The 18,680-nt window shown below is 67.5% G+C and carries 25 protein-coding genes; 19 read left to right on the top strand and 6 right to left on the bottom strand.

Annotation, left to right across the window (positions count from 1 at the left end):
- The first annotated feature begins 17 nt into the window (after window positions 1-17).
- The 10 genes from OCGS_RS10765 to OCGS_RS10720 all read left to right on the top strand — a co-directional run bounded on the left by OCGS_RS10765 (window position 18) and on the right by OCGS_RS10720 (window position 7,565).
- On the top strand, window positions 18-296 hold the full coding sequence (locus tag OCGS_RS10765; RefSeq protein ID WP_007427277.1) for a rod-binding protein: 279 nt from the start codon (window positions 18-20) through the stop codon (window positions 294-296).
- Window positions 286-615 carry a hypothetical protein gene (locus tag OCGS_RS10760; RefSeq protein ID WP_007427276.1) on the top strand — a complete coding sequence of 110 codons (330 nt, stop codon included), beginning with the start codon at window positions 286-288 and terminating at the stop codon, window positions 613-615. Before OCGS_RS10765 ends, OCGS_RS10760 begins: the two co-directional genes overlap by 11 nt.
- A gap of 94 nt (window positions 616-709) precedes the next feature.
- Window positions 710-1,333 carry a CDP-alcohol phosphatidyltransferase family protein gene (locus OCGS_RS10755; protein WP_040610920.1) on the top strand — a complete coding sequence of 208 codons (624 nt, stop codon included), beginning with the start codon at window positions 710-712 and terminating at the stop codon, window positions 1,331-1,333.
- Window positions 1,330-2,538 carry an ABC transporter substrate-binding protein gene (locus OCGS_RS10750; RefSeq protein WP_007427274.1) on the top strand — a complete coding sequence of 403 codons (1,209 nt, stop codon included), beginning with the start codon at window positions 1,330-1,332 and terminating at the stop codon, window positions 2,536-2,538. The genes OCGS_RS10755 and OCGS_RS10750 overlap by 4 nt, the downstream gene beginning before the upstream one ends.
- A 25-nt stretch (window positions 2,539-2,563) precedes the next feature.
- Window positions 2,564-4,237 (top strand): ABC transporter permease, encoded by a 1,674-nt coding sequence (locus tag OCGS_RS10745; protein ID WP_007427273.1) that lies wholly within the window; start codon window positions 2,564-2,566, stop codon window positions 4,235-4,237.
- Window positions 4,230-4,874 carry an ATP-binding cassette domain-containing protein gene (locus tag OCGS_RS10740; protein ID WP_007427272.1) on the top strand — a complete coding sequence of 215 codons (645 nt, stop codon included), beginning with the start codon at window positions 4,230-4,232 and terminating at the stop codon, window positions 4,872-4,874. Before OCGS_RS10745 ends, OCGS_RS10740 begins: the two co-directional genes overlap by 8 nt.
- 180 nt (window positions 4,875-5,054) lie before the next feature.
- Window positions 5,055-5,909: a flagellin N-terminal helical domain-containing protein gene (locus tag OCGS_RS10735; protein WP_040610936.1), complete on the top strand. Its 855-nt coding sequence runs from the start codon at window positions 5,055-5,057 to the stop codon at window positions 5,907-5,909.
- 86 nt (window positions 5,910-5,995) lie between these two features.
- Window positions 5,996-6,358: a flagellar biosynthesis regulator FlaF gene (gene flaF / locus OCGS_RS10730; RefSeq protein WP_007427270.1), complete on the top strand. Its 363-nt coding sequence runs from the start codon at window positions 5,996-5,998 to the stop codon at window positions 6,356-6,358.
- Window positions 6,355-6,762: a flagellar biosynthesis repressor FlbT gene (gene flbT / locus OCGS_RS10725; RefSeq protein WP_007427269.1), complete on the top strand. Its 408-nt coding sequence runs from the start codon at window positions 6,355-6,357 to the stop codon at window positions 6,760-6,762. Before flaF ends, flbT begins: the two co-directional genes overlap by 4 nt.
- Window positions 6,759-7,565 (top strand): DUF1217 domain-containing protein, encoded by an 807-nt coding sequence (locus OCGS_RS10720; protein WP_007427268.1) that lies wholly within the window; start codon window positions 6,759-6,761, stop codon window positions 7,563-7,565. The genes flbT and OCGS_RS10720 overlap by 4 nt, the downstream gene beginning before the upstream one ends.
- A 54-nt stretch (window positions 7,566-7,619) precedes the next feature.
- Here OCGS_RS10720 and OCGS_RS10715 read toward each other — a convergent pair whose 3' ends face one another.
- Window positions 7,620-8,954: a FliI/YscN family ATPase gene (locus OCGS_RS10715; protein ID WP_007427267.1), complete on the bottom strand. Its 1,335-nt coding sequence runs from the start codon at window positions 8,952-8,954 to the stop codon at window positions 7,620-7,622.
- Between the two features lie 81 nt (window positions 8,955-9,035).
- Here OCGS_RS10715 and OCGS_RS10710 point away from each other — a divergent pair, with 81 nt between their 5' ends.
- The 9 genes from OCGS_RS10710 to OCGS_RS10670 are packed head-to-tail and all read left to right on the top strand — an operon-like array spanning window position 9,036 to window position 13,582.
- Window positions 9,036-9,428 (top strand): FlgB family protein, encoded by a 393-nt coding sequence (locus OCGS_RS10710; RefSeq protein WP_007427266.1) that lies wholly within the window; start codon window positions 9,036-9,038, stop codon window positions 9,426-9,428.
- 9 nt (window positions 9,429-9,437) lie between these two features.
- Window positions 9,438-9,818 carry a flagellar basal body rod protein FlgC gene (gene flgC / locus OCGS_RS10705; protein WP_007427265.1) on the top strand — a complete coding sequence of 127 codons (381 nt, stop codon included), beginning with the start codon at window positions 9,438-9,440 and terminating at the stop codon, window positions 9,816-9,818.
- A gap of 23 nt (window positions 9,819-9,841) precedes the next feature.
- Window positions 9,842-10,120, top strand: a complete 279-nt coding sequence (fliE, locus tag OCGS_RS10700; RefSeq protein WP_007427264.1) for a flagellar hook-basal body complex protein FliE — start codon at window positions 9,842-9,844, stop codon at window positions 10,118-10,120.
- A 3-nt stretch (window positions 10,121-10,123) separates the two neighbouring features.
- Window positions 10,124-10,393, top strand: coding sequence for a flagellar biosynthetic protein FliQ (locus OCGS_RS10695; protein ID WP_007427263.1), 270 nt, complete (start codon window positions 10,124-10,126; stop codon window positions 10,391-10,393).
- A 1-nt stretch (window position 10,394) separates the two neighbouring features.
- Window positions 10,395-11,108 (top strand): flagellar hook-basal body complex protein, encoded by a 714-nt coding sequence (locus OCGS_RS10690; protein WP_007427262.1) that lies wholly within the window; start codon window positions 10,395-10,397, stop codon window positions 11,106-11,108.
- Between the two features lie 13 nt (window positions 11,109-11,121).
- Entirely contained in the window at window positions 11,122-11,907 is a 786-nt protein-coding gene (gene flgG / locus OCGS_RS10685) for a flagellar basal-body rod protein FlgG (protein ID WP_007427261.1), read from the top strand.
- Complete coding sequence (gene flgA / locus OCGS_RS10680) at window positions 11,907-12,332, top strand: flagellar basal body P-ring formation chaperone FlgA (protein ID WP_007427260.1); 426 nt, start codon at window positions 11,907-11,909, stop codon at window positions 12,330-12,332. The genes flgG and flgA overlap by 1 nt, the downstream gene beginning before the upstream one ends.
- A complete protein-coding gene (gene flgH / locus OCGS_RS10675) occupies window positions 12,329-13,057 on the top strand; it encodes a flagellar basal body L-ring protein FlgH (protein ID WP_007427259.1) in 729 nt (242 codons plus the stop codon). Before flgA ends, flgH begins: the two co-directional genes overlap by 4 nt.
- A gap of 9 nt (window positions 13,058-13,066) precedes the next feature.
- On the top strand, window positions 13,067-13,582 hold the full coding sequence (locus tag OCGS_RS10670; protein ID WP_040610919.1) for a flagellar basal body-associated FliL family protein: 516 nt from the start codon (window positions 13,067-13,069) through the stop codon (window positions 13,580-13,582).
- Window positions 13,583-13,598: 16 nt separating this feature from the next.
- On the opposite strand, the gene OCGS_RS10665 is transcribed toward OCGS_RS10670, so the two are convergent.
- The 5 genes from OCGS_RS10665 to OCGS_RS10645 are packed head-to-tail and all read right to left on the bottom strand — an operon-like array spanning window position 13,599 to window position 18,546.
- Complete coding sequence (locus OCGS_RS10665) at window positions 13,599-13,976, bottom strand: hypothetical protein (RefSeq protein WP_007427257.1); 378 nt, start codon at window positions 13,974-13,976, stop codon at window positions 13,599-13,601.
- Window positions 13,973-15,070, bottom strand: a complete 1,098-nt coding sequence (locus tag OCGS_RS10660; RefSeq protein WP_007427256.1) for an EscU/YscU/HrcU family type III secretion system export apparatus switch protein — start codon at window positions 15,068-15,070, stop codon at window positions 13,973-13,975. Before OCGS_RS10660 ends, OCGS_RS10665 begins: the two co-directional genes overlap by 4 nt.
- Window positions 15,067-15,840: a flagellar biosynthetic protein FliR gene (locus OCGS_RS10655; protein WP_238538248.1), complete on the bottom strand. Its 774-nt coding sequence runs from the start codon at window positions 15,838-15,840 to the stop codon at window positions 15,067-15,069. Before OCGS_RS10655 ends, OCGS_RS10660 begins: the two co-directional genes overlap by 4 nt.
- A complete protein-coding gene (flhA, locus tag OCGS_RS10650; protein ID WP_007427254.1) occupies window positions 15,840-17,921 on the bottom strand; it encodes a flagellar biosynthesis protein FlhA in 2,082 nt (693 codons plus the stop codon). Before flhA ends, OCGS_RS10655 begins: the two co-directional genes overlap by 1 nt.
- Window positions 17,922-17,958: 37 nt before the next feature.
- Window positions 17,959-18,546, bottom strand: coding sequence for a transglycosylase SLT domain-containing protein (locus OCGS_RS10645; RefSeq protein ID WP_007427253.1), 588 nt, complete (start codon window positions 18,544-18,546; stop codon window positions 17,959-17,961).
- Between the last annotated feature and the right edge of the window lie 134 nt (window positions 18,547-18,680).

The raw sequence follows: 18,680 nt of genomic DNA, 5'->3' as shown, positions 1-18,680 counted from the left end.
CACCAACGGAGACCAAGATGAACCTGCCGACCATCCCCGACGGATCCATCCGGCAACCGGCCGGCCAGTCCCCGCTGCGGGCGGCCGCGGAGGCGTTGGAGGCGACGTTTCTCGCCGAGATGTTGAAAGGCGCGGGCCTCGACACCGCGGGCGGGTCGTTCGGCGGCGGTATCGGCGAGGATCAGTTCGCCTCGTTCCTGCGGCAGGAACAGGCAGGGGCGATGACGCGGGGAGGCGGCATCGGATTGGCCGAACGGATTTTTCAGGCAATGGGCGGACAAGACGATGCGGCGTAACCGGACCGACCTTGCCCGTCTGCTGGAGGACGAGCGCGCGGCGCTTCTGAAGGGCGATTTCGCCGCCCTATCGCGGCTGGAGGGGCCGAAGGAACGCGCCATCGACGCGCTGGCCGACCTGAGCGCGGCCGAGATCGAGGCCATCGGCGCCAAGGCGGCCCTGAACCAGCAATTGTTGCAGGCGGCGATGCGCGGGATCGCCGCTGCCAGGGACAGGCTGGCGGCAATCCGCGACGGGGCGCAGGTGGCCACCTATGACACGGATGGCACGGTCACGAAGATGATGCGCGTGCCGCCTACGCTGCAACGGCGGTACTGACGCGACAACGCTTCACTTTCGCGGCAGACCGATTGTGACGGACGGGCCGATGCGCCACTGCTGACAGCGGATTTGCAGCGGGGTGAGCGGGCGGATGCTGGACCGGGCGATGCGCAGTCTGATCGACCCGCCGCTGGACCGCGCGGGCCGCTGGCTTGCCGCGCGGGGCGTCGGGGCCGATGCCGTGACGCTTGCAGGGCTGGTCTGCGGTGTCGCGGCCGCCGCGGCCATCGGGTTCGGCGCAATGGGCCCGGCGCTGGTGCTGATCCTGGCTTCGCGGCTATGCGACGGGTTGGACGGTGCGATCGCGCGGGCAAGCCGGCGCACCGATTTCGGCGGCTACCTCGATATCACCTGCGACTTTCTGTTCTACGGACTGATCCCTTTGGCCTTCGTCGTCTACGATCCGGCGTCGAACGGCATTGCGGGCGCGTTTCTTCTGGCCAGCTTCTATTTCAACGGTTCCAGTTTTCTGGGCTTCGCATTACTGGCCGATCGGCACGGGATGAAGACGACCGCGCAGGGCCAAAAATCGCTCTATTTTTCGAACGGTCTGCTGGAAGGGACCGAAACGATTGCCTTCTTCGTCGTGCTCTGCCTTGTGCCGGGCTGGTTCGCGCCGCTCGCCTGGACCTTCGGCGGGTTGTGTTTTGCGACCGGCGCGCTGAGAATCGTCTCCGCCCGCCGTTTGTTCACCCCCCCGAAGGAAGACCGATGACACCGCTTCTGCGCCGCCTGTCCGCCATCCTGGCCTTCGGTCTTGCCGCCCTTTCGGCGCAGGCCCAGCCTGACCCGCCGGACTGGACGGGCGTGCTGGCCGAAGCGCGCGGTCAGACCGTCTATTGGCATGCCTGGGGCGGGTCGAGCGCGACGAACGACTTCATCGCATGGCTGGGCGATCTGGTGGCCGAACGCTATGGCGTGACGCTTGAACATGTGAAGCTGACCGATACGGCCGATGCCGTGACCCGCGTTCTTGCCGAGAAGCAGGCGGGCGTCGATACGGACGGCGCGGTGGACCTGATCTGGCTGAACGGCGCCAATTTCACCGCCATGAAGCAGCGCGAACTGCTGTTCGGCCCCTTCGCGTCGGATCTGCCGAACCATGCGCTGGTTGCCGGTGACGATGCCATCGCGGTGGATTTCGGCGAACCCGTGGACGGAATGGAAAGCCCCTGGGCGAAGGCGCAGTTCGTGTTCATGTATGACAGCGCCGATGCCCGGCCGTTGCCGTCCATGCAGGCGATCCTCGATTGGGCGGTCGCCCATCCGGGCCGGATTACCTATCCGCAACCGCCGGATTTCGTCGGTGTGACGTTCCTCAAACAGGCGCTGGTGGCGCTGGTCGATGACCCTGCGATTCTGGCGCGCCCGGTATCCGAGGTCGATTTCGCGGCGGTTTCGGCACCGCTTTGGGACTATCTGGACAGGCTGACACCGGTTCTGTGGCGGCAGGGCCGATCCTATCCGGCCAGCGGGCCGGCGCAGTTCCAGTTGCTTGCCGACAACGAGATCGACCTGGCCCCCAGCATTTCGCCGGGCGAGGCGTCGGCGGCCATCGCCGATTTCCGCCTGCCGTCGACGATCCGCACCTTCGTTCCTGCCGAAGGCACCATCGGCAATGCCAGCTTCGTGGCGATTCCGTACAATTCGGACGCCAAGGCGGGCGCGATGGTGGTTGCCAACGCGCTGCTGTCGCCCGACGTGCAGCTGCGGGCGCAGGATCCCGACGTGCTGGGCTATGGCACCGTGCTGGACATGGACAAGGTTCCGCCCGAGGTCGCCGCGGCCTTCGCGGATCAGCCGCGCGGCCCGGCCACGCTGTCGCCCGCCGAACTGGGCACGATCCTGCCCGAACCCCATGCAAGCTGGGTCGCGGCCATCGAGGAAGAATGGTCGCGCCGCTATGGCGTGACGCGCTGACGCGCGCGACCGGGATGCGCCGCGGATGAACCGTCTGCTGATGCTGGCGCCGGTGCTGACGGTCGCCGCCCTGCTGGGTCCGGTCGTGGCCGGTCTGGTCGGGGTGCTGCGGCCCGCGCTGTTTCCCGTGACGGACGGTCCGGCCTCGCTCGCTGCCCTGCACGGGTTGTTGGAGTGGCCGGGGCTGGGACCGGCGGTGCGCCTTTCGGTCGTCACGGGTCTGGCCGCGACGCTGCTGTCGCTGGCCATCGTGATCGGGCTGGTCGCGGGCTGGTCGGGGACGCGGGCCTTTCGCGCGGCGTCGCGGGTGCTGTCGCCGCTTTTGTCGATGCCGCATGCGGCGGCGGCCTTCGGGCTAGCCTTCCTGATCGCGCCGTCGGGGTGGGTCGTCCGCGCCGTCGCCCCGCTGGCCGGGCTGGACCGCCCGCCCGATCTGCCGATTCCGGGCGATGCCGGCGGGCTGGCCCTGATCGCGGGTCTGGTCGCGAAAGAGGTGCCTTTTCTGCTGCTGATGACGCTTGCCGCCCTGCCGCAGGCAAATGCCGAGGGGGCGCGCACCCTGTCGGCGACGCTGGGCTATGGGCGCATGACCGGTTGGATAAAGACCGTTCTGCCGCAGGTCTATGCGCAGATCCGGCTGCCCGTCTATGTGGTGCTGGCCTATTCGATGTCGGTGGTGGATGTCGCGATGATCCTGGGCCCGAACACGCCGCCGCCGCTGGCCGTGCAGATCGTCCGCTGGATGGCCGATCCCGCGCTGGGCCAGCGCAATCTGGCGGCGGCCGGATCGCTGCTGCAACTGGCGCTGGTGGTGGGGGCCATCGGCGCATGGCGTCTGGTCGAGCTTGCCGTCGCGGCCTGGGGGCGCGGCTGGGCATCCGGCGGGCGTCGCGGACAGAGGGACGGCGCGCTGCGGTTCCTCGCGCTGGGGGTCGCGGCGCTGCCCGCGCTGGCCGCCGGCGGCGGGCTGGCGGTTCTGGCGCTGTGGTCGGTCGCGGGCTATTGGGCGTTTCCGATGCTGCTGCCCGCCGATTTCACGGCGACAAGCTGGATGCGCCATGCCGGGGGCCTTGCGGGCGCTGCCGGAAACACGGCGCTGATCGCGCTTGCAGCCACGGGTGTCGCCCTGCTGCTGACCTTGGGCTGCCTCGAGGCCGAGCATCGGCGCAGACGTCCCATCACCGCCGCGGGGCTGCGATTGCTCTATCTGCCGCTTCTGGTGCCGCAGATCGCGTTTCTGCCGGGGTTGCAGGTGCTGTTGCTGCATGCCGGGGCGGACAGGGGCGCCGTGCCTGTCATCGCCGCGCATCTGGTCTTTGTGCTGCCCTATGTCCTGCTGTCGCTGGGCGATCCCTGGCGCGCTTGGGACGACCGGTTCGCAACCGTCGCGGCATCGCTGGGGGCGCGGCCGCGGTCTGTCCTGCTACGGGTCCGGTTGCCCATGCTGCTGCGTCCCGTCCTGACGGCGGCGGCGGTGGGAATGGCCGTCAGCGTCGGTCAATACCTGCCGACCCTGCTGATCGGCGGCGGGCGCGTTGCCACCCTGACGACCGAGGCGGTGGCGCTGGCATCGGGGGCCGACCGGCGGGCGATCGGGGTATTCGCGCTGGCGCAGACGGCGGCGGCGCTGGTGCCCTTCACGCTGGCCATCGCATTGCCCGCGTGGTTCTGGCGCAACCGGCGCGGGCTGCATGCCTGACGGTCTGGTCCTGCGCGACCTGACCGTGCACCTGCGCGGCCGGGTCGTCGTCCGCATGGACCGGCGCGTCGCGCCGGGCGAGGTTCTGACGGTGATGGGGCCTTCGGGGATCGGCAAATCCACGCTTCTGGCCGCGATCACGGGCACACTGGCGCCCGGCTTCGCCGCCAGCGGTCGAATCGTTCTGAATGACCGCGACGTCACCGCCCTGCCGGCGCATCTGCGGCGGATCGGCATCCTTTTTCAGGACGACCTGCTGTTTCCCCATCTGGATGTCGCGGGCAATCTGGGCTTCGGGCTGGCGCCCGGCGGCACCCGGAAGGACCGCCGGCGGCAGATCGACGCGGCCTTGGCCGAGGTGGGGCTGACCGGATTCGGCGGCAGGGATCCGGCCACGCTGTCGGGCGGTCAGCGCGCCCGCGTCGCGCTGATGCGCACCCTTTTGTCCCAGCCCGAGGCGCTGTTGCTGGACGAGGCTTTTTCGCGCCTCGACGCGGCCCGGCGGGACCGGACGCGCAGGATGGTCTTCGACACGGCGCGGCTGCGTGGCCTGCCCGTGCTGATGGTGACGCACGACCCCGACGACGCGGCCGCGGCAGGCGGTGCTGTCGCCACCTTGGGCAATCCCGCTGATTAGCGGCAAATGCGCGCGAAGTCCCGTGGCGGAATTTACGTTTCCTTAGCTGCTGTGGGCGACATTGCCCTTGTCCAGAACGGACCGGCCCGCAAGGCGCCGCAAGGTCAGAACGGCCGCTCGCAGGTGCTCGAAGGCACCTTAATGAACGGGGCGCAAAGCGCCGCATATCCAGGAACGAACATGTCCAGCATTCTGACGAACAACAGCGCGATGGTTGCGCTGCAAACGCTTCGCAACACCAACGCCAATCTGGCGCAAACGCAGGAACAGATTTCGACCGGCAAGAAGGTCGGATCGGCCAAGGACAACGCCGCCGTCTGGGCCGTGTCGAAGCAGATGGAAGTCGACGTGTCGGCCTTCAAGGTGATCAACGACAGCCTGGGCACCGCCGAAGCGACGGTCAGCACGGGCATGGCGGGCGCCAAGCGGGTGACGGACCTTCTGAACCAGATGAAGGATCTGGCCGCCGGCGCAATGACCGACGGCACCGATTTTGGCGAAGTCCAAGATCTGATCGCGAAAAAGGCGACCGAGATCACGTCGGCCATCAACGGATCGCAGCTGAACGGGATCAACCTGCTCAAGACCGACATCGGCAACGGCAGCGCGACATCGACCGGCACCTTCACGGCGCTGGCATCGCTGGATCGCGCCAACGGCGGCGCGACGACCACCGCGAACACCATCACCGTCGACAGCGTCGATTTCGAGGCCGGTATCGACGTGGCGGGCCTGACCCCCATCACCGACCAGACCACCGCCGCAACCGCGTTGGGGCAAATCGAGGCGCTGCTGGACATCGCGATCGAAGGCACCGCCGATCTGGGTGCCGCGGCCGCGAATATCAGCAGCCAGCGGGAATTCGTGTCGTCGCTGACCGACTCGCTGAAAACGGGCATCGGCAGCCTGGTCGACACCAACATGGAAGAAGCGTCGGCCCGCATGCAGGCCTTGCAGACCCAGCAGCAGTTGGGCGTGCAGTCGCTGTCCATCGCCACCCAGAGCCAGCAGTCGATCCTGTCGCTGTTCCGCTAAGCGGCGGCTTCCGGGGCGCCAGGACGGCGCCCCGGTTCACATCGCGATCCGTGGCCTGACCACGCCCGTCTTTCGAAGGACATATTGTGAACGCATCCCTGCTTGCCCAATCCGCCTATGGCCGCGCATCGTCCGCCCTGCGCACACCGCAGGCCGTCGAATACGATGTCTTCGCCCGCGTCACCGCCGCGCTGCGCCGCGCCGACGATCCGATCGAGCGCATCCGCGCCCTGCACGACAACCGCCGGCTGTGGCAGCACCTGGCCGTCAGCGTCGCCGATTCCGACAACGCCCTGCCCGCCGACCTGCGCGCCCGGATCTTCTACCTGGCCGAGTTCACGGTTCAGCATACCAGCAAATGCATGTTCGAGGATGCCAGCGCCGATGTGCTGGTGGACATCAACACCGCCATCATGCGCGGGCTTCAGCAGGAACGGGCCGCGGCATGACCGGCCTCGTGCTCAAGCTGGCGCCGAACGAACGCGTGCTGATCAACGGCGCCGTAATCGAGAACGGCGCCCGGCGCGGGCGGCTGCACATCGTCACGCCGGACGCGCATGTCCTGCGGCTGCGCGACGCGATCCATCCCGATCAGGCCAGCACGCCGGTTTCGCGCCTATGCTATACGGCGCAACTGGTGCTGTCGGGGGATGTGACACTGGCCGCCGTCCGTCCCGATCTGATGCGCGGGATCGAACAGCTCAGCCATGTCCTGCGCGACGCTGGCAGCACCGCGCGGCTGGACGCGGCGACGATCGCGCTACGCGACGGGCAGGTCTATCAGGCCTTGCGGGCGCTGCGCGATCTGCTGCCGCGCGAGGCCCGTCTTCTGGCCGCGGCAGCCGCGTCATGAGCTTCACCCCGGTCGTTCCGTTCGGCGGGCTGGCCGGCCTGGCCTTTGTCAACCGCACCCGCGACACACAGCAGCAGGCCTTCGTGCAATCCCCGCGCATGGCCCGCGCGACCGCCCATTTCACCCAGGAAATCGGCAAGATCACCGATGCCGCCGCGCTGGTGAAGGACCGCCGGCTGCTCGAGGTCGCATTGGGGGCGTTCGGGCTGGACGGGGACATCAACAACCGCTTCCTGATCGAAAAGATCCTGTCTTCCGACACGGCCGATCCGAAATCCCTGGCCTCGCGCTTTACCGACAAGCGGTATCTGGCGATGGCGCAGGCCTTCGGTCTGGGCGATGCCACGGGCCCGCGCACGACCGATGCGGGGTTTGCCGACCGGATCGTCAAGCTCTATCAGGAACGCCAATTCGAGGTCGCCATCGGCGACAGTTCAGAAGACATGCGGTTGGTTCTGGGCCTCGAACGGGATCTGGGCGCCATTGCCGGGCGCGAGGGGCTTTCCGAGAACGGCAAATGGTTCTCGGTCATGGCCGCCGCGCCGTTGCGCAAGGTCTTCGAGACCGCGCTGGGGCTGCCCAAGGCGTTCGGGATGCTCGATCTCGACCGTCAACTGACCGAGTTCCGCAGCAAGGCGGAAAAAGCCTTTGGCACGTCCGATATCGCCAAGATCGCGGCACCCGAAAAGCGCGACGAGCTGATCCGGCTGTTCCTTGTGCGGTCGCAGATCGCCGCCGGCACGGGTGCGGCGACCACGGGCGCCGGTCTGGCGCTGTCGCTGTTGCAGGCGGCGCGCGGCTGATCTTTCCGATCCGGCAATCCAGGCGGCGCCCCTGAAGCGGAACGCCGCCTGCCCTCATGTCTCGGCCGTTCCGGTCCGCCGCGACAGGCATCGCGCCAGGCTTGCGAAACTTTCGCGGATGCCCTGCGGTTCGCTTTGCCCGATAAAGGCGTCCAGCTTCGGCCATGCGGTAATGGCCATATCCACCGTCGGATCGCTGCCCGGCGCATAAAGGCCGGCCTGAATCATCATCTCGGACTTCTCATAGGCCCCCAGCAGCCGGCGGGCCTCGCCGATCAGCAGGTTTTCCTGCTCGCTCGCGGCAAGAGGCAGCGACCGGGATACGGATTTTAGCAGATCGACGGCGGGAAACCGGCCCCGCTCGGCAATCGAACGGTCCAGCACGACATGCCCGTCCAGAACGCCGCGCAGCACGTCGGCGACGGGTTCCTCCATATCCGACCCCGCGACCAGCACCGTGAAGATCGCTGTTATGTCGCCCTGATCGTCCTGCCCCGGCCCGGCCCTTTCGCAAAGCGCGGTGATCTGCGCCGCCATCGACGGCGGATGCCCCCGCAGCGACGCGGGCTCGCCGGCCGCCAGCGCGATCTCGCGATGGGCATCGGCCAGCCGGGTGATCGAATCGGTCAGCAGCAGCACATGGCGACCGGCATCGCGGAAGTGCTCGGCTATCGCCATCGCTGCCGAGGCGCAGCGCCGGCGCAGGGCGGCGGACCGGTCGGATGTGGCGGCGACGATGACGCTGCGGGCCATGCCTTCGGGCCCCAGCACCCGGTCGATGAATTCGCGCACCTCGCGCCCGCGTTCGCCGACCATCGCGATGACCACCACGTCGGCCTCGACCCGTTGGGCCAGTGCCGCCAGCAAGGTCGACTTGCCGACCCCCGACCCGGCGAAGAGACCGATCCGCTGACCGCGCACCAGCGGCAGCAGCGTGTTGAACGCACAAAGCCCGGTGGACAGCCGCCCGCCAAGGGCGCGACGACAGACCGGATCGGGCGGCGCCGCCGCCAGACGGCGCGCCTGGGTGCCCGGCAACAGCGCCCGACCGTCGATTGAATTTCCATAGGGATCGACGACGCGACCGACCCAGCAATCGTGCGGCGAAATGGTGGCCGGCCCCAGCCAGACCGCGCGCATGCCGATCCGCAGGCCGTCGGGGCTGCCGTCGGGGCTGACATCGGCGCCGGCGGCGGTCAGCGCCGTCACCTCGCCCAGCATGGCCGCATCGGGCGTCATGATGCGGACGAGATCGCCGATGGCCGCGACCCTGTTCAGACCCTGCACCGTCACCCGTCCGGGGGCGATGGCGGATATACGGCCCACGGGCCGGCTTGACGGTGCCGACAACACGACCGCACGCAACTGTTCCAGACCGGCTGACGACATTCGATACCTCCGATTGAACCGACGAAACCGTTTATAAACGAATCAGGGTTAAGCCTTCGTTCAACGGAACGGAGTAACCCGATGGCAGAGCTTGGATTGTTTCGCATGGCCAGCGCAATGGCGGGCCATGCCGCCGACCGGCAGCGTCATGTGGCGGCAAATATCGCCAATGCGGATACGCCCGGCTATCGCGCGACGGACCTGCCGGATTTCGCGACCGTGGTGAACGACGAGGCCGGCATCGGGCCGACGCGAATGCGCGCGACACGCCCCGGCCATATCGCGGACACCACGACGCCCGGCCTGGCGGCCCCGATCCGGCGCGACGCGCAGCCGTCGCCGAACGGCAATACCGTCAGCCTGGAGACCGAGATGATGCAGGCCGCGGGCATCCGCCAGCAGCACGACACCGCGCTTTCGATCTATTCCGCCGCACGCGACATCGTTCGCGCCAGCCTGGGCCGGGGACGATAGGAGACTGAAATGACCGACATCTTCAACACCTTCGCGGTATCTTCCAGCGGCATGAAAGCGCAGGCCGACCGCCTGCGGTTCGTGTCCGAGAACATCGCCAATGCCGACACGCCCGGCTATCGCCGCAAGACTGCGCCGTTCGAGGCCGCGATGGACGACGGCACCGTGCGCACGGGCCGTGTGCGGCTGGACCGCACGCCGCTGCCGCAGGTCTATGACCCGTCGCATCCCATGGCCGGCGAAGACGGCTATTACGAAGGATCCGGCGTCGACTTGATCGTCGAGATTGCAGACGCCCGCGAGGCGCAGCGCAGCTATGACGCCAACCTCAAGATGTTCGACCAGACGCGGCAGATGTCGCAGTCGCTGCTCGACCTGCTTCGCCGCTGACCCCCATCCACAGGAGATCCCGAATGGATATCGCAGCTTCGCTTGCCGCCCAGAAATACACCGCCACCCGTCCCGCGACCGCGGCCGATCCGCTGGCGCAGACCGCGGGCGCGGCCGCTCAGGACTTCCTGACGACCCTGCAGAAGGGCGAGGAGACCGCCAGGGCCGCGATGACCGGCGGTGCCGACGCGCATTCGCTGGTCGAGGCGCTGGCGCAGGCCCGTTCCGCCGTCGAAACGGTCGTGACCGTGCGCGACAAGGTCGTCGAGGCCTATCAGGAAATCCTGCGGATGCCGGTCTGACGCATGATGAACGACGCCGTCTTCTACGACACGCTGCGCCAGGGGCTATGGGTGTCCGTCATGATGTCCACGCCGATCCTTGCGGTCGCCCTGGTCGCGGGGCTGGTCGTCGGGCTGTTTCAGGCGCTGACTTCGATCCAGGAAATGACGCTGACCTTCGTGCCCAAGCTGCTGACGATCGTCGGCGTCTTCTGGATGACGATGGGTTTCATGACCGACACGCTGGCCGCCTATTTCGACGGCACCATCGTGCCGCTGATCATCGGGGGCTGACGTGGACAATATCGGATATACCGCGTTGACCCGCCAGTCGGGACTGATGCGCGAGATGCAAAGCGTCGCGCACAACATCGCCAATATGGGCACCGGCGGCTACCGCAAGGAAGGGCTGCTGTTTTCGGAACATATCGAGGCGCTGGGCCGGGACCAGCCCTCGCTGTCGATGGCGCAGGGCAATGTCCGGCGGACCTCCTATATCCAGGGCGCGATGGAGCAGACCGGCGGCGCGTTCGATCTGGCGATCCAGGGCGACGGCTTCTTTCTGGTCGAGACCGAGGACGGTCAGGCACTGACGCGGGCGGGCAACTTCACCCCCTCGCCCGAAGGCGATCTGGTCACGCCGGACGGTCTGCGGTTGCTGGATGCGGGCGGCGCGCCGGTCTTTGCCCCGCCCGGCGCGCAGATCGCCATCGCGGCGGACGGCACGGTGTCGGCGGACGGCCAGCCGCTGACGCAGATCGGCCTGTGGCGCGCGGTGGCCGAGGAAGACATGACGCGGCGGTCGGGCGTGGCCTTCGACCTGGCGGGCGCCCCCGAACCGGTCGAGGATGCGACGATCCTTCAGGGTTTCCTGGAAGGCAGCAACGTCGATCCGGTAGGCGAGATCGCCCGCATGATCGAGGTGCAGCGCGCCTATGAGCTGGGCCAGAGCTTTCTCGAAAAAGAGGACGAGCGCATTCGCGGCGTCCTGACGACACTCGGTCGCTAGAAGGAGACCTGACATGCGAGCATTGTCCATCGCCGCAACCGGCATGAGCGCCCAGCAAATGCGGGTCGAGGTGATTTCCAACAACCTCGCCAACATGAACACCACGGGGTATAACACACGCCGGGCCGAATTCGCCGACCTGCATTACCAGCAGGCGACGCGCCCCGGCACGATTTCGTCCACCACGGGCGCGCAGCTTCCCACCGGCGTTCAGCTTGGGCTGGGCGTGCGGCCTGCATCGGTGTCGATGAACGTGGCGCAGGGCGCGCTCAGCCAGACGGGCGGCGATCTGGATCTCGCCATCGAGGGCGACGGGTTCATCGAGGTGACGCTGCCCTCGGGCCAGTCGGGCTATACGCGTGACGGCGCATTGAAGCGGACGGGGGAAGGGCAGATCGTTACGTCGGACGGCCATCCGGTCGTGCCCGACATCACCATCCCCGCCGACACCCAGTCGATTTCCATCAACGCCGCCGGCGAAGTCTATGGCTATTTCCGCGATCAGGTCGAACCGCAGCTTCTGGGGCAGCTCAGCCTGGCAGGGTTCGCCAACGTGAAGGGGCTGGAGGCGATCGGATCGAACCTGTTCGTCGAATCCGCCGCCTCGGGGCCTGCTCTGGTGGGCGAGCCGGGGACGGACGGGCTGGGCACGTTCCGTCAGGGCTATCTGGAGGACAGCTCCGTCGATGCCGTGCGCGAGATCACGCAACTGATCGAGGCGCAGCGCGGATACGAGATGAATTCCAAGGTCATCACCGCCGCCGACCAGATGCTCGGCGCGACGACGCAGTTGCGCTGATGAAGGGGGTTCTGTTCCTGCTGGCGCTCGCCGCCGCCCCCGCCGCCGCCGACACGGTGGTCGCCGCGCATACGATCCGCGCGCAGACACTTCTGTCGCCGTCCGATCTTGCAATGGTTCCGCGCGACGTGCCGGGCGCCCTGACCGACCCAGCAGATGCCGATGGCATGGAGGCGCGCGTGACCCTCTATGCCGGGCGTCCCGTCCGCGCGGGCGATCTGGGGCCGCCGGCCGTCATCGACCGCAACCAGATCGTGCCGCTGATCTATGCCAATGCGATCCTGAACATCGTCACCGAGGCGCGCGCGCTCAGCCGGGCGGGCGTCGGCGACCGCATCCGCGCGATGAACCTCGATTCGCGCGCCACCGTCACCGGCACCGTGACCGCAGACGGATCCATCCTCGTCACCGGAGACCGGCCATGAAACGCCTGATGCTGCCGCTTGCCTGCCTGGCCGCGATCACCGCCTGCGGACGGATCGCCGATGTCGGACGCGCGCCCGACCTGACGGCCCCGCTGGACGGCCCTGAACTGCGCGCGATGACCAGTCCGGGCCTGCCCGTGTCGCTGGAACCGGACCGCCCGGTCGATCAGGCGTCGCTTTGGTCGGGCCAGCGCGGATCGCTGCTGGGCAACCGACGGGCTGCCGCGCGGGGGGACATCCTGACCGTGGTGATCGAGATCGACGATCGCGCCGAATTCTCGAACTCGTCGCAGCGCAAGCGCAGCGGGAACGAAAGCATGGGCATGCCGTCGCTGTTCGGCATCCCGCAGCGGCTGGACCCAAAGCTGCCCGAAGGCGCCACGATGGCCGATGCCGTCGGGGTCACCTCCAGCAGCGCCAGCACCGGCGACGGATCGACGAAGCGCAACGAGAAGTTGACGCTGAGGATTGCCGCGACCGTCACCGATGTCCTTCAGAACGGCACCCTGCAAATCCAGGGCACGCAGGAAGTGCGCGTGAACTACGAGCTGCGCGAGCTGCTGATTTCGGGCTTCGTGCGGCCCGAAGACATCTCGCGCCAGAACGAGATCACGTACGATAAGATCGCCGCGGCACGGATTTCCTATGGCGGACGCGGACAGATCACCGATGTTCAGCAGCCCCGCTATGGGCAGCAGATCGCCGATATTGTCCTGCCGTTCTGAGGTGTTCCGATGATTGCCAAGATATTGCCCCTTGCGCTGGCTCTGACGGGTCTGGGCGCGGGCGTGGGCGCGGGCATCGCCCTGCGCGCCGCCCCGGAAGCCCACCCCTCCGCCGGTCTGCCGGACGCTGTGACCTGCGGCGATACAGCCCCCGCAGCAAAACCCCTGGCCGCGAAGGTCGACACACACGGAAATGCCGAGACGGACGATTTCGTGAAGCTGGCTAATCAGTTCGTGGTGCCGGTCATCTCGGACGGGGCGATCGCGTCGATGGTGGTGCTGGCGCTGTCGTTGCAGGTCGCGCCGGGCAGTTCCGATACCGTCTTTTCCCGCGAACCGATCCTGCGCGACCGGATGCTGCGGGTGATGCTGGATCACGCCAATGCCGGCGGTTTCAGCGGCGCCTTCACCGGGACGCGCCGCATGGACGACCTGCGCCGTGCCCTGATCGAGGCCGCGCGGCCGATCTTGGGGGACGTGCTGAACGACGTACTGATCACCGAGATCGCCCGACAGGATATCTAGCCGAGCCGCCCGGCAGTCAGAAGGCCCGGCGCGTCCGGGCCTTTCGGCGTTCCGCTACGGCCCTTTCGGACAGGCCGGCCAATGCCTCGGCCCGCCCGAAAGCCTGCCGCGCCGCCTGAAGGGCCGTTTCATGCGCGACATGCAGGGCGGCGAGGGCATTCTGCCGCGCCCGCAACTGTCCTTCGCACCAGGCGGCCCAGGGCAGATCGGCGCCTGCCAGACGCGCCGTGTCCAGCGCAGGATCGGCCTCGCGCGCGGCGCGCGCATCCTTCAGCCGCGAGATGTCCAGACGCAGGGCCGAGATCCGGCGGGTGACATCGGCGACCTTGGCCAGTTCGGCATCGCGGGCCATGATGGCCAGATCGCGCAGGGCTTGCAGCCGCTCGGGGGTCATCGACGGCCTGCCTTCTTGCGCATATCCTCGGCGAAGCGGATCGCCACCGCCACGGCGGCATAATGTTCGGGGCGGATTTCCTGCCCGATCTCGACGGCGGCATGCAGGGCGCGCGCGGTCGGCGGATCGGAATGCAGGGGAACGCCGGCTTCTTGCGCGGCCTCGCGGATGCGCGCGGCGACCAGATCGACGCCCTTGGCCACGCAGGTCGGCGCACCCGGCGCCGCGCGGTCCCATTTCAGCGCAATCGCATAATGCGTAGGGTTCACGATCACCACATTGGCCTGCGGCACATCGGCCAGCATCGTGTTCATCGCGATGTCGTAACCGCGCTGGCGGCGCTGCTGCTTGATATGCGGATCGCCCTCGCTCTGCTTGTGTTCGTCCATCATGTCCTTGTGCGACATCCGGTGCTTGCGCAGGTGTTCGGCCCGCTGCCAAAAGAAATCGGCGCCCCCGATGACCAGCGAGATGGCGAAGACCACCATCAGGAACTGGATCGACATCCTCAGGAACAGCATCGTCACCAGCTCGGGCGACAGGGCGATGGCGGCCATCGCCTGCGGCAGCGTCCGCCAGACGAAGGCGAAAAGGACGAGCGAATAGATCGTCAGCTTGGTCGCGCTCTTCGCGAACTCGAACAGCCCCCCCCGACCGAACTTCTGCTTGGCGTTGGCGATCGGGTTGATCCGACTGAGCTTCGGTTCCAGCTTGGATCCGGTAACGAGAAAGGCGCGCTGGGCGACGGCCGACAGCAGCGCCAGCACCGGCGGCAGCACCGCCCAGGGCAACAGCGCCAATGCGACCGCCCCGAGAAGCGGCGCCAGCAAGGGCAGGATGCTGCCGCGGGCCAGCAGCGCCTGCATGGTATCCGCGCGATCCAGCAGCCCCGACAGCGCCGTGCCCGCCGCGATCAGCGACGGGCCGCCCGCCGCAAGGCCCGCCAGCAGCAGACCCGCATAGGCGCCCGTCGTGACGAGATCCGCGGATCGCGGCACCTCGCCCTTCTCGCGCGCATCGTCCAGCTTTTTCTGGCTGGGATCGAACGGCTTTTCGCTGTCGTCCTCGCCTGCGCCCTCGCCCCCGCCGCTCATGGAACGATCTCGCGCGGTGCTGCCAGAAACACGTCCATCGCGGACAGCCAGACCCGCAGCATCAGGGGCGCCGCAAGGGCCAGCAACACAAGGCCGCCTGCCGTGATTGCCGGCGCGCCGACGAAGGCGACCATCAATTGCGGCATGGCCCGGTTGATGACGCCCAGTGCCAGATTGTAAAGCAGCGACGTGACGACGAAAGGGGCCGCCAGGGTGAAACCCAGCGCGAAGGCATGCGATGTCCGCTGCAACCCCCATTCCATCAGGTCGGCCGCGTCGGGCAGGCGGCCGGGCGGCATAAGGTCGTAGGACAGCGTCAGGAACATGGCGATCTTGACATGCAGCCCGGCCATGACCGCCAGGGCCAGCCCCGCAATGACCAGCACGTGCCCGATGGCCGGTTGCGGCTCCAGCGCCTGACCGCCGAAGATCTGCGCGAGCGAGACGGATTGCGCCGCGATGGACCCCGCGATCTGCAACCCCAGGACGAAAAGGCGCAGCACCGCACCGATGGCCAGCCCGATCACCGTTTCCGACAACAGCCATCGCCCGATCAGCATTCCGCTGTCGATGGGCGGCAGCATCGGAACGATTCCCGGCATGACGATCAACGTGAAACCCAAGGCCAGCATCAGACGGATACGCACGGGGACGGTCCGCTCGCCGAATGCAGGAAGCAGCGCCATCGCCGCGCCGACCCGCAGGAAAACCGCGCAGGCCGCAAGCAGCCAGGGGCCAGCCGCATCCGTCAGACCGGCCAGCGCGGGGATCACGCGGGCACCATCCCGATCAGGGCGGGCCGGGCATTCGTGCCCAGCTCCTCGAAGCTGAGGACCGGATTGGCGATGCCCTTTGCCGCCAGAACCAACCGAACGAAGCGACGCCGCCGGGTGCTGGTCAGAAGGGCGGGATAGATGCCGTCCTCGGCCGCCTTGGCCAGCTTGTCCGCCGCCGAACTGGCCAGACGGTTGAACGCATCGGGCGGCAGGGCGACCTGCGAATCGCCGTTCGGCCCGCTCATGTCATGGGCAGCGAACATCTCTTCCCACTCGGGGGCCAGTTGCATAAGCGGCACGGTGCCGTCCGCGCGCTTCAACTCCGCGACAAGCTGGAACCCCAGCCTCTGGCGGACCTCCTCGCAGATGGTTTCGGCGGTGCTGGCGGCGCTGCGCGAGGCCGCGATGGTTTCAAGGATCAGCGGCAGATTGCGGATCGAGACCCGTTCGTCCAGCAGCAGGCGCAGGACCGCCAGCAGCAGGTCGATCGGCACGCGATCCGGCACCAGTTCGTCGATGAGACGCCTGTTGGCCTGGGCGCGGTCCGGGTCGCTGAGGCGGGTGAATTCGTCCAGCAGACGCCGCAGCGACTTGAGCGTCAGCAGCCGCGCGAAGTTCTGCTTCATCACTTCCAGCAGATGCGTCGCCAGAACCTCGGCCGGGGTGACGGTGGTGATGCCGGTCAGCGCGACCTCGTCGCGAAAGCGGGTGTCGATCCAGCGCGCGGGGGCGCGATAGACCGGCTCGGCCACGTCCTCGCCGCCGGGCAGGTCGGACCGGCGGTCGGAGAGAAGCGCCAGAACCCGATCCGGGTATAGATGATCGCGCACCTGTTCGACGCCCTGGATGCGGATGACATAGGTGCCGGACCGAAGCGATGCGTCGTCGGTCAACCGGATCTCGGGCAGGATAAGGCCGAACTGCGTCGCCACATGGTTGCGCATGTTGCCGATCCGGGCATCCAGCCCCGTCGCGGGATCGAGGATCATCGGCACCAGGTCCGGCGCGAATTCCAGATGGATGTCGTCAAGCTCCAGAATGTCGCCAAGGCCGGGCGCCGCTGCCGGCGTGTCCGCTTCGGATGCCGCCGGCATGGCCGCCCGGTCGCGCGCGGCGCGGGCGGCGCGCCAGCCCGCATAGCCCAGAACGCCGGCCCCGGCCATGAACGGAACGAACGGCAACCCCGGCACCAGCGCGAACAGCGCCAGCAGGACCGCGACCGTGATCAGCGCCGAAGGATACCGCCCAAGTTGCGCGAAGATCGCCAAATCCGTCGATCCGGTCGCCCCGCCCCGTGCCAGCAGCAATGCGGAAGCGATCGAGATGATGACGGCCGGAATCTGCGTCACCAACCCATCGCCGACAGTCAGAATGGCATAGGTCTTGAACGCGTCCCCGATGGGCATGTCGTGCAGGACAAGGCCGATGATCAGCCCCATCACCAGGTTCAGCAGCGTGATCAGCAGCCCGGCGACGGCATCGCCCTTGACGAACTTGGACGCCCCGTCCAGCGACCCGAAGAACGTCGTTTCGTGCTGATCGCGTTCACGGCGGGCCTTGGCTTCGGCATGGTCGATGGCGCCCGCGCTCATGTCGCTGTCGATGGCCAGCTGCTTTCCGGGCATTCCGTCCAAGGCGAAACGCGCGCCGACCTCGGCCATGCGGGCGGCGCCCTTGGTGATGACGATGAAGTTGACGATCAGCAGCACCCCGAAGACGACGAGGCCCAGAAAGACGCTGCCGCCCATTACGAACATCGCGAATCCCTCGATCACGTCGCCCGCCGCGTTGGGTCCGGTGTGCCCCTGCCCGATGATCAGCTTGGTGGACGACACGTTCAGCGAAAGCCGCAGCATCAGCGACGCCAGCAGGATCGTCGGAAACGCCGAGAAGTCGAGCGGCCGCTCGATGAACAGCGTGACGGTGAACATCAGGATGGCTAGCGCGAACGAAGCCGCCAGCCCGATATCGAGCACCCAGGCCGGCACCGGAAGGATCATCATGACGATGATCGCCATCAAGGCCAGCGCCAGAAGGACGGTGGGCTGGAACACCTGCCTGATATCGAACGTCATGTCTCAAGCCTTGTTGAGAAAAGGAAATAAGGCGTCGTCATCCGCCGAGGTCGAACAAGGGACGCGGCGCCGCGTCGAGAGGCACCAGCGACCCGCCCCCGCGCGATGCGCCGGTCCTTAGAAGGGGAAAAGCGTTTGCGACAATTGCTGTCACCTGCCGGGCCGGTGGCTGATCGGGTATGTATCCGCCGGCGTCCTGCCCGATTTCGGAACGGAAGCCCGCAAAGATCTTCCGGTAGCGCGCGGCATGCACTTCGGTGCGGGAGTGAAACGCGCCGGCGGCCTGCTGCCAATCGCCGTATTCCGCGTGCAGGTTGCTGAGAAACCGCGCGGCATAGCGCGCATTTACCAGCGGGTCGAACATGGCGTCGAGCGATGCGAAATGCTGGCCGTGCCAGCGATAGTTGATCTGGAAGCACCCGACATCGAAGCTGCGCGCGCCGGCGGCCTGGCTTTGCCGCGCATAGCTCAACGCGGCCCCGTAATCGTCGAACCAGGTTCCCTTGCCTTCCGTGTTGACGGTCCACGGCCAGGCGGTGGTTCTGCCATTCTGCTTGCGTCCCGTTTCGGTCAGGGAAATGGCCATCAGCACATCGAACGGAACGCCGGTTTCGTCGGCGGCCACCTGGGCGGCCTTGGCGCAGACGTCGCCATCCGCAAATGATGCTGCGGCGGCGCTAGCGCTTGCGAAGCCGAAGAAAGCCGATGCCGCGATCCGTCGGACAACAAGGCGGATAACGCCCGCCGATAATCTGTCTG

This window comes from Oceaniovalibus guishaninsula JLT2003, assembly GCF_000299575.1.
Lineage (GTDB): Bacteria > Pseudomonadota > Alphaproteobacteria > Rhodobacterales > Rhodobacteraceae > Palleronia > Palleronia guishaninsula.
The sequence above is the reverse complement of the archived record's forward strand: the minus strand, read 5'-3'. Positions and strand labels throughout refer to the sequence as shown.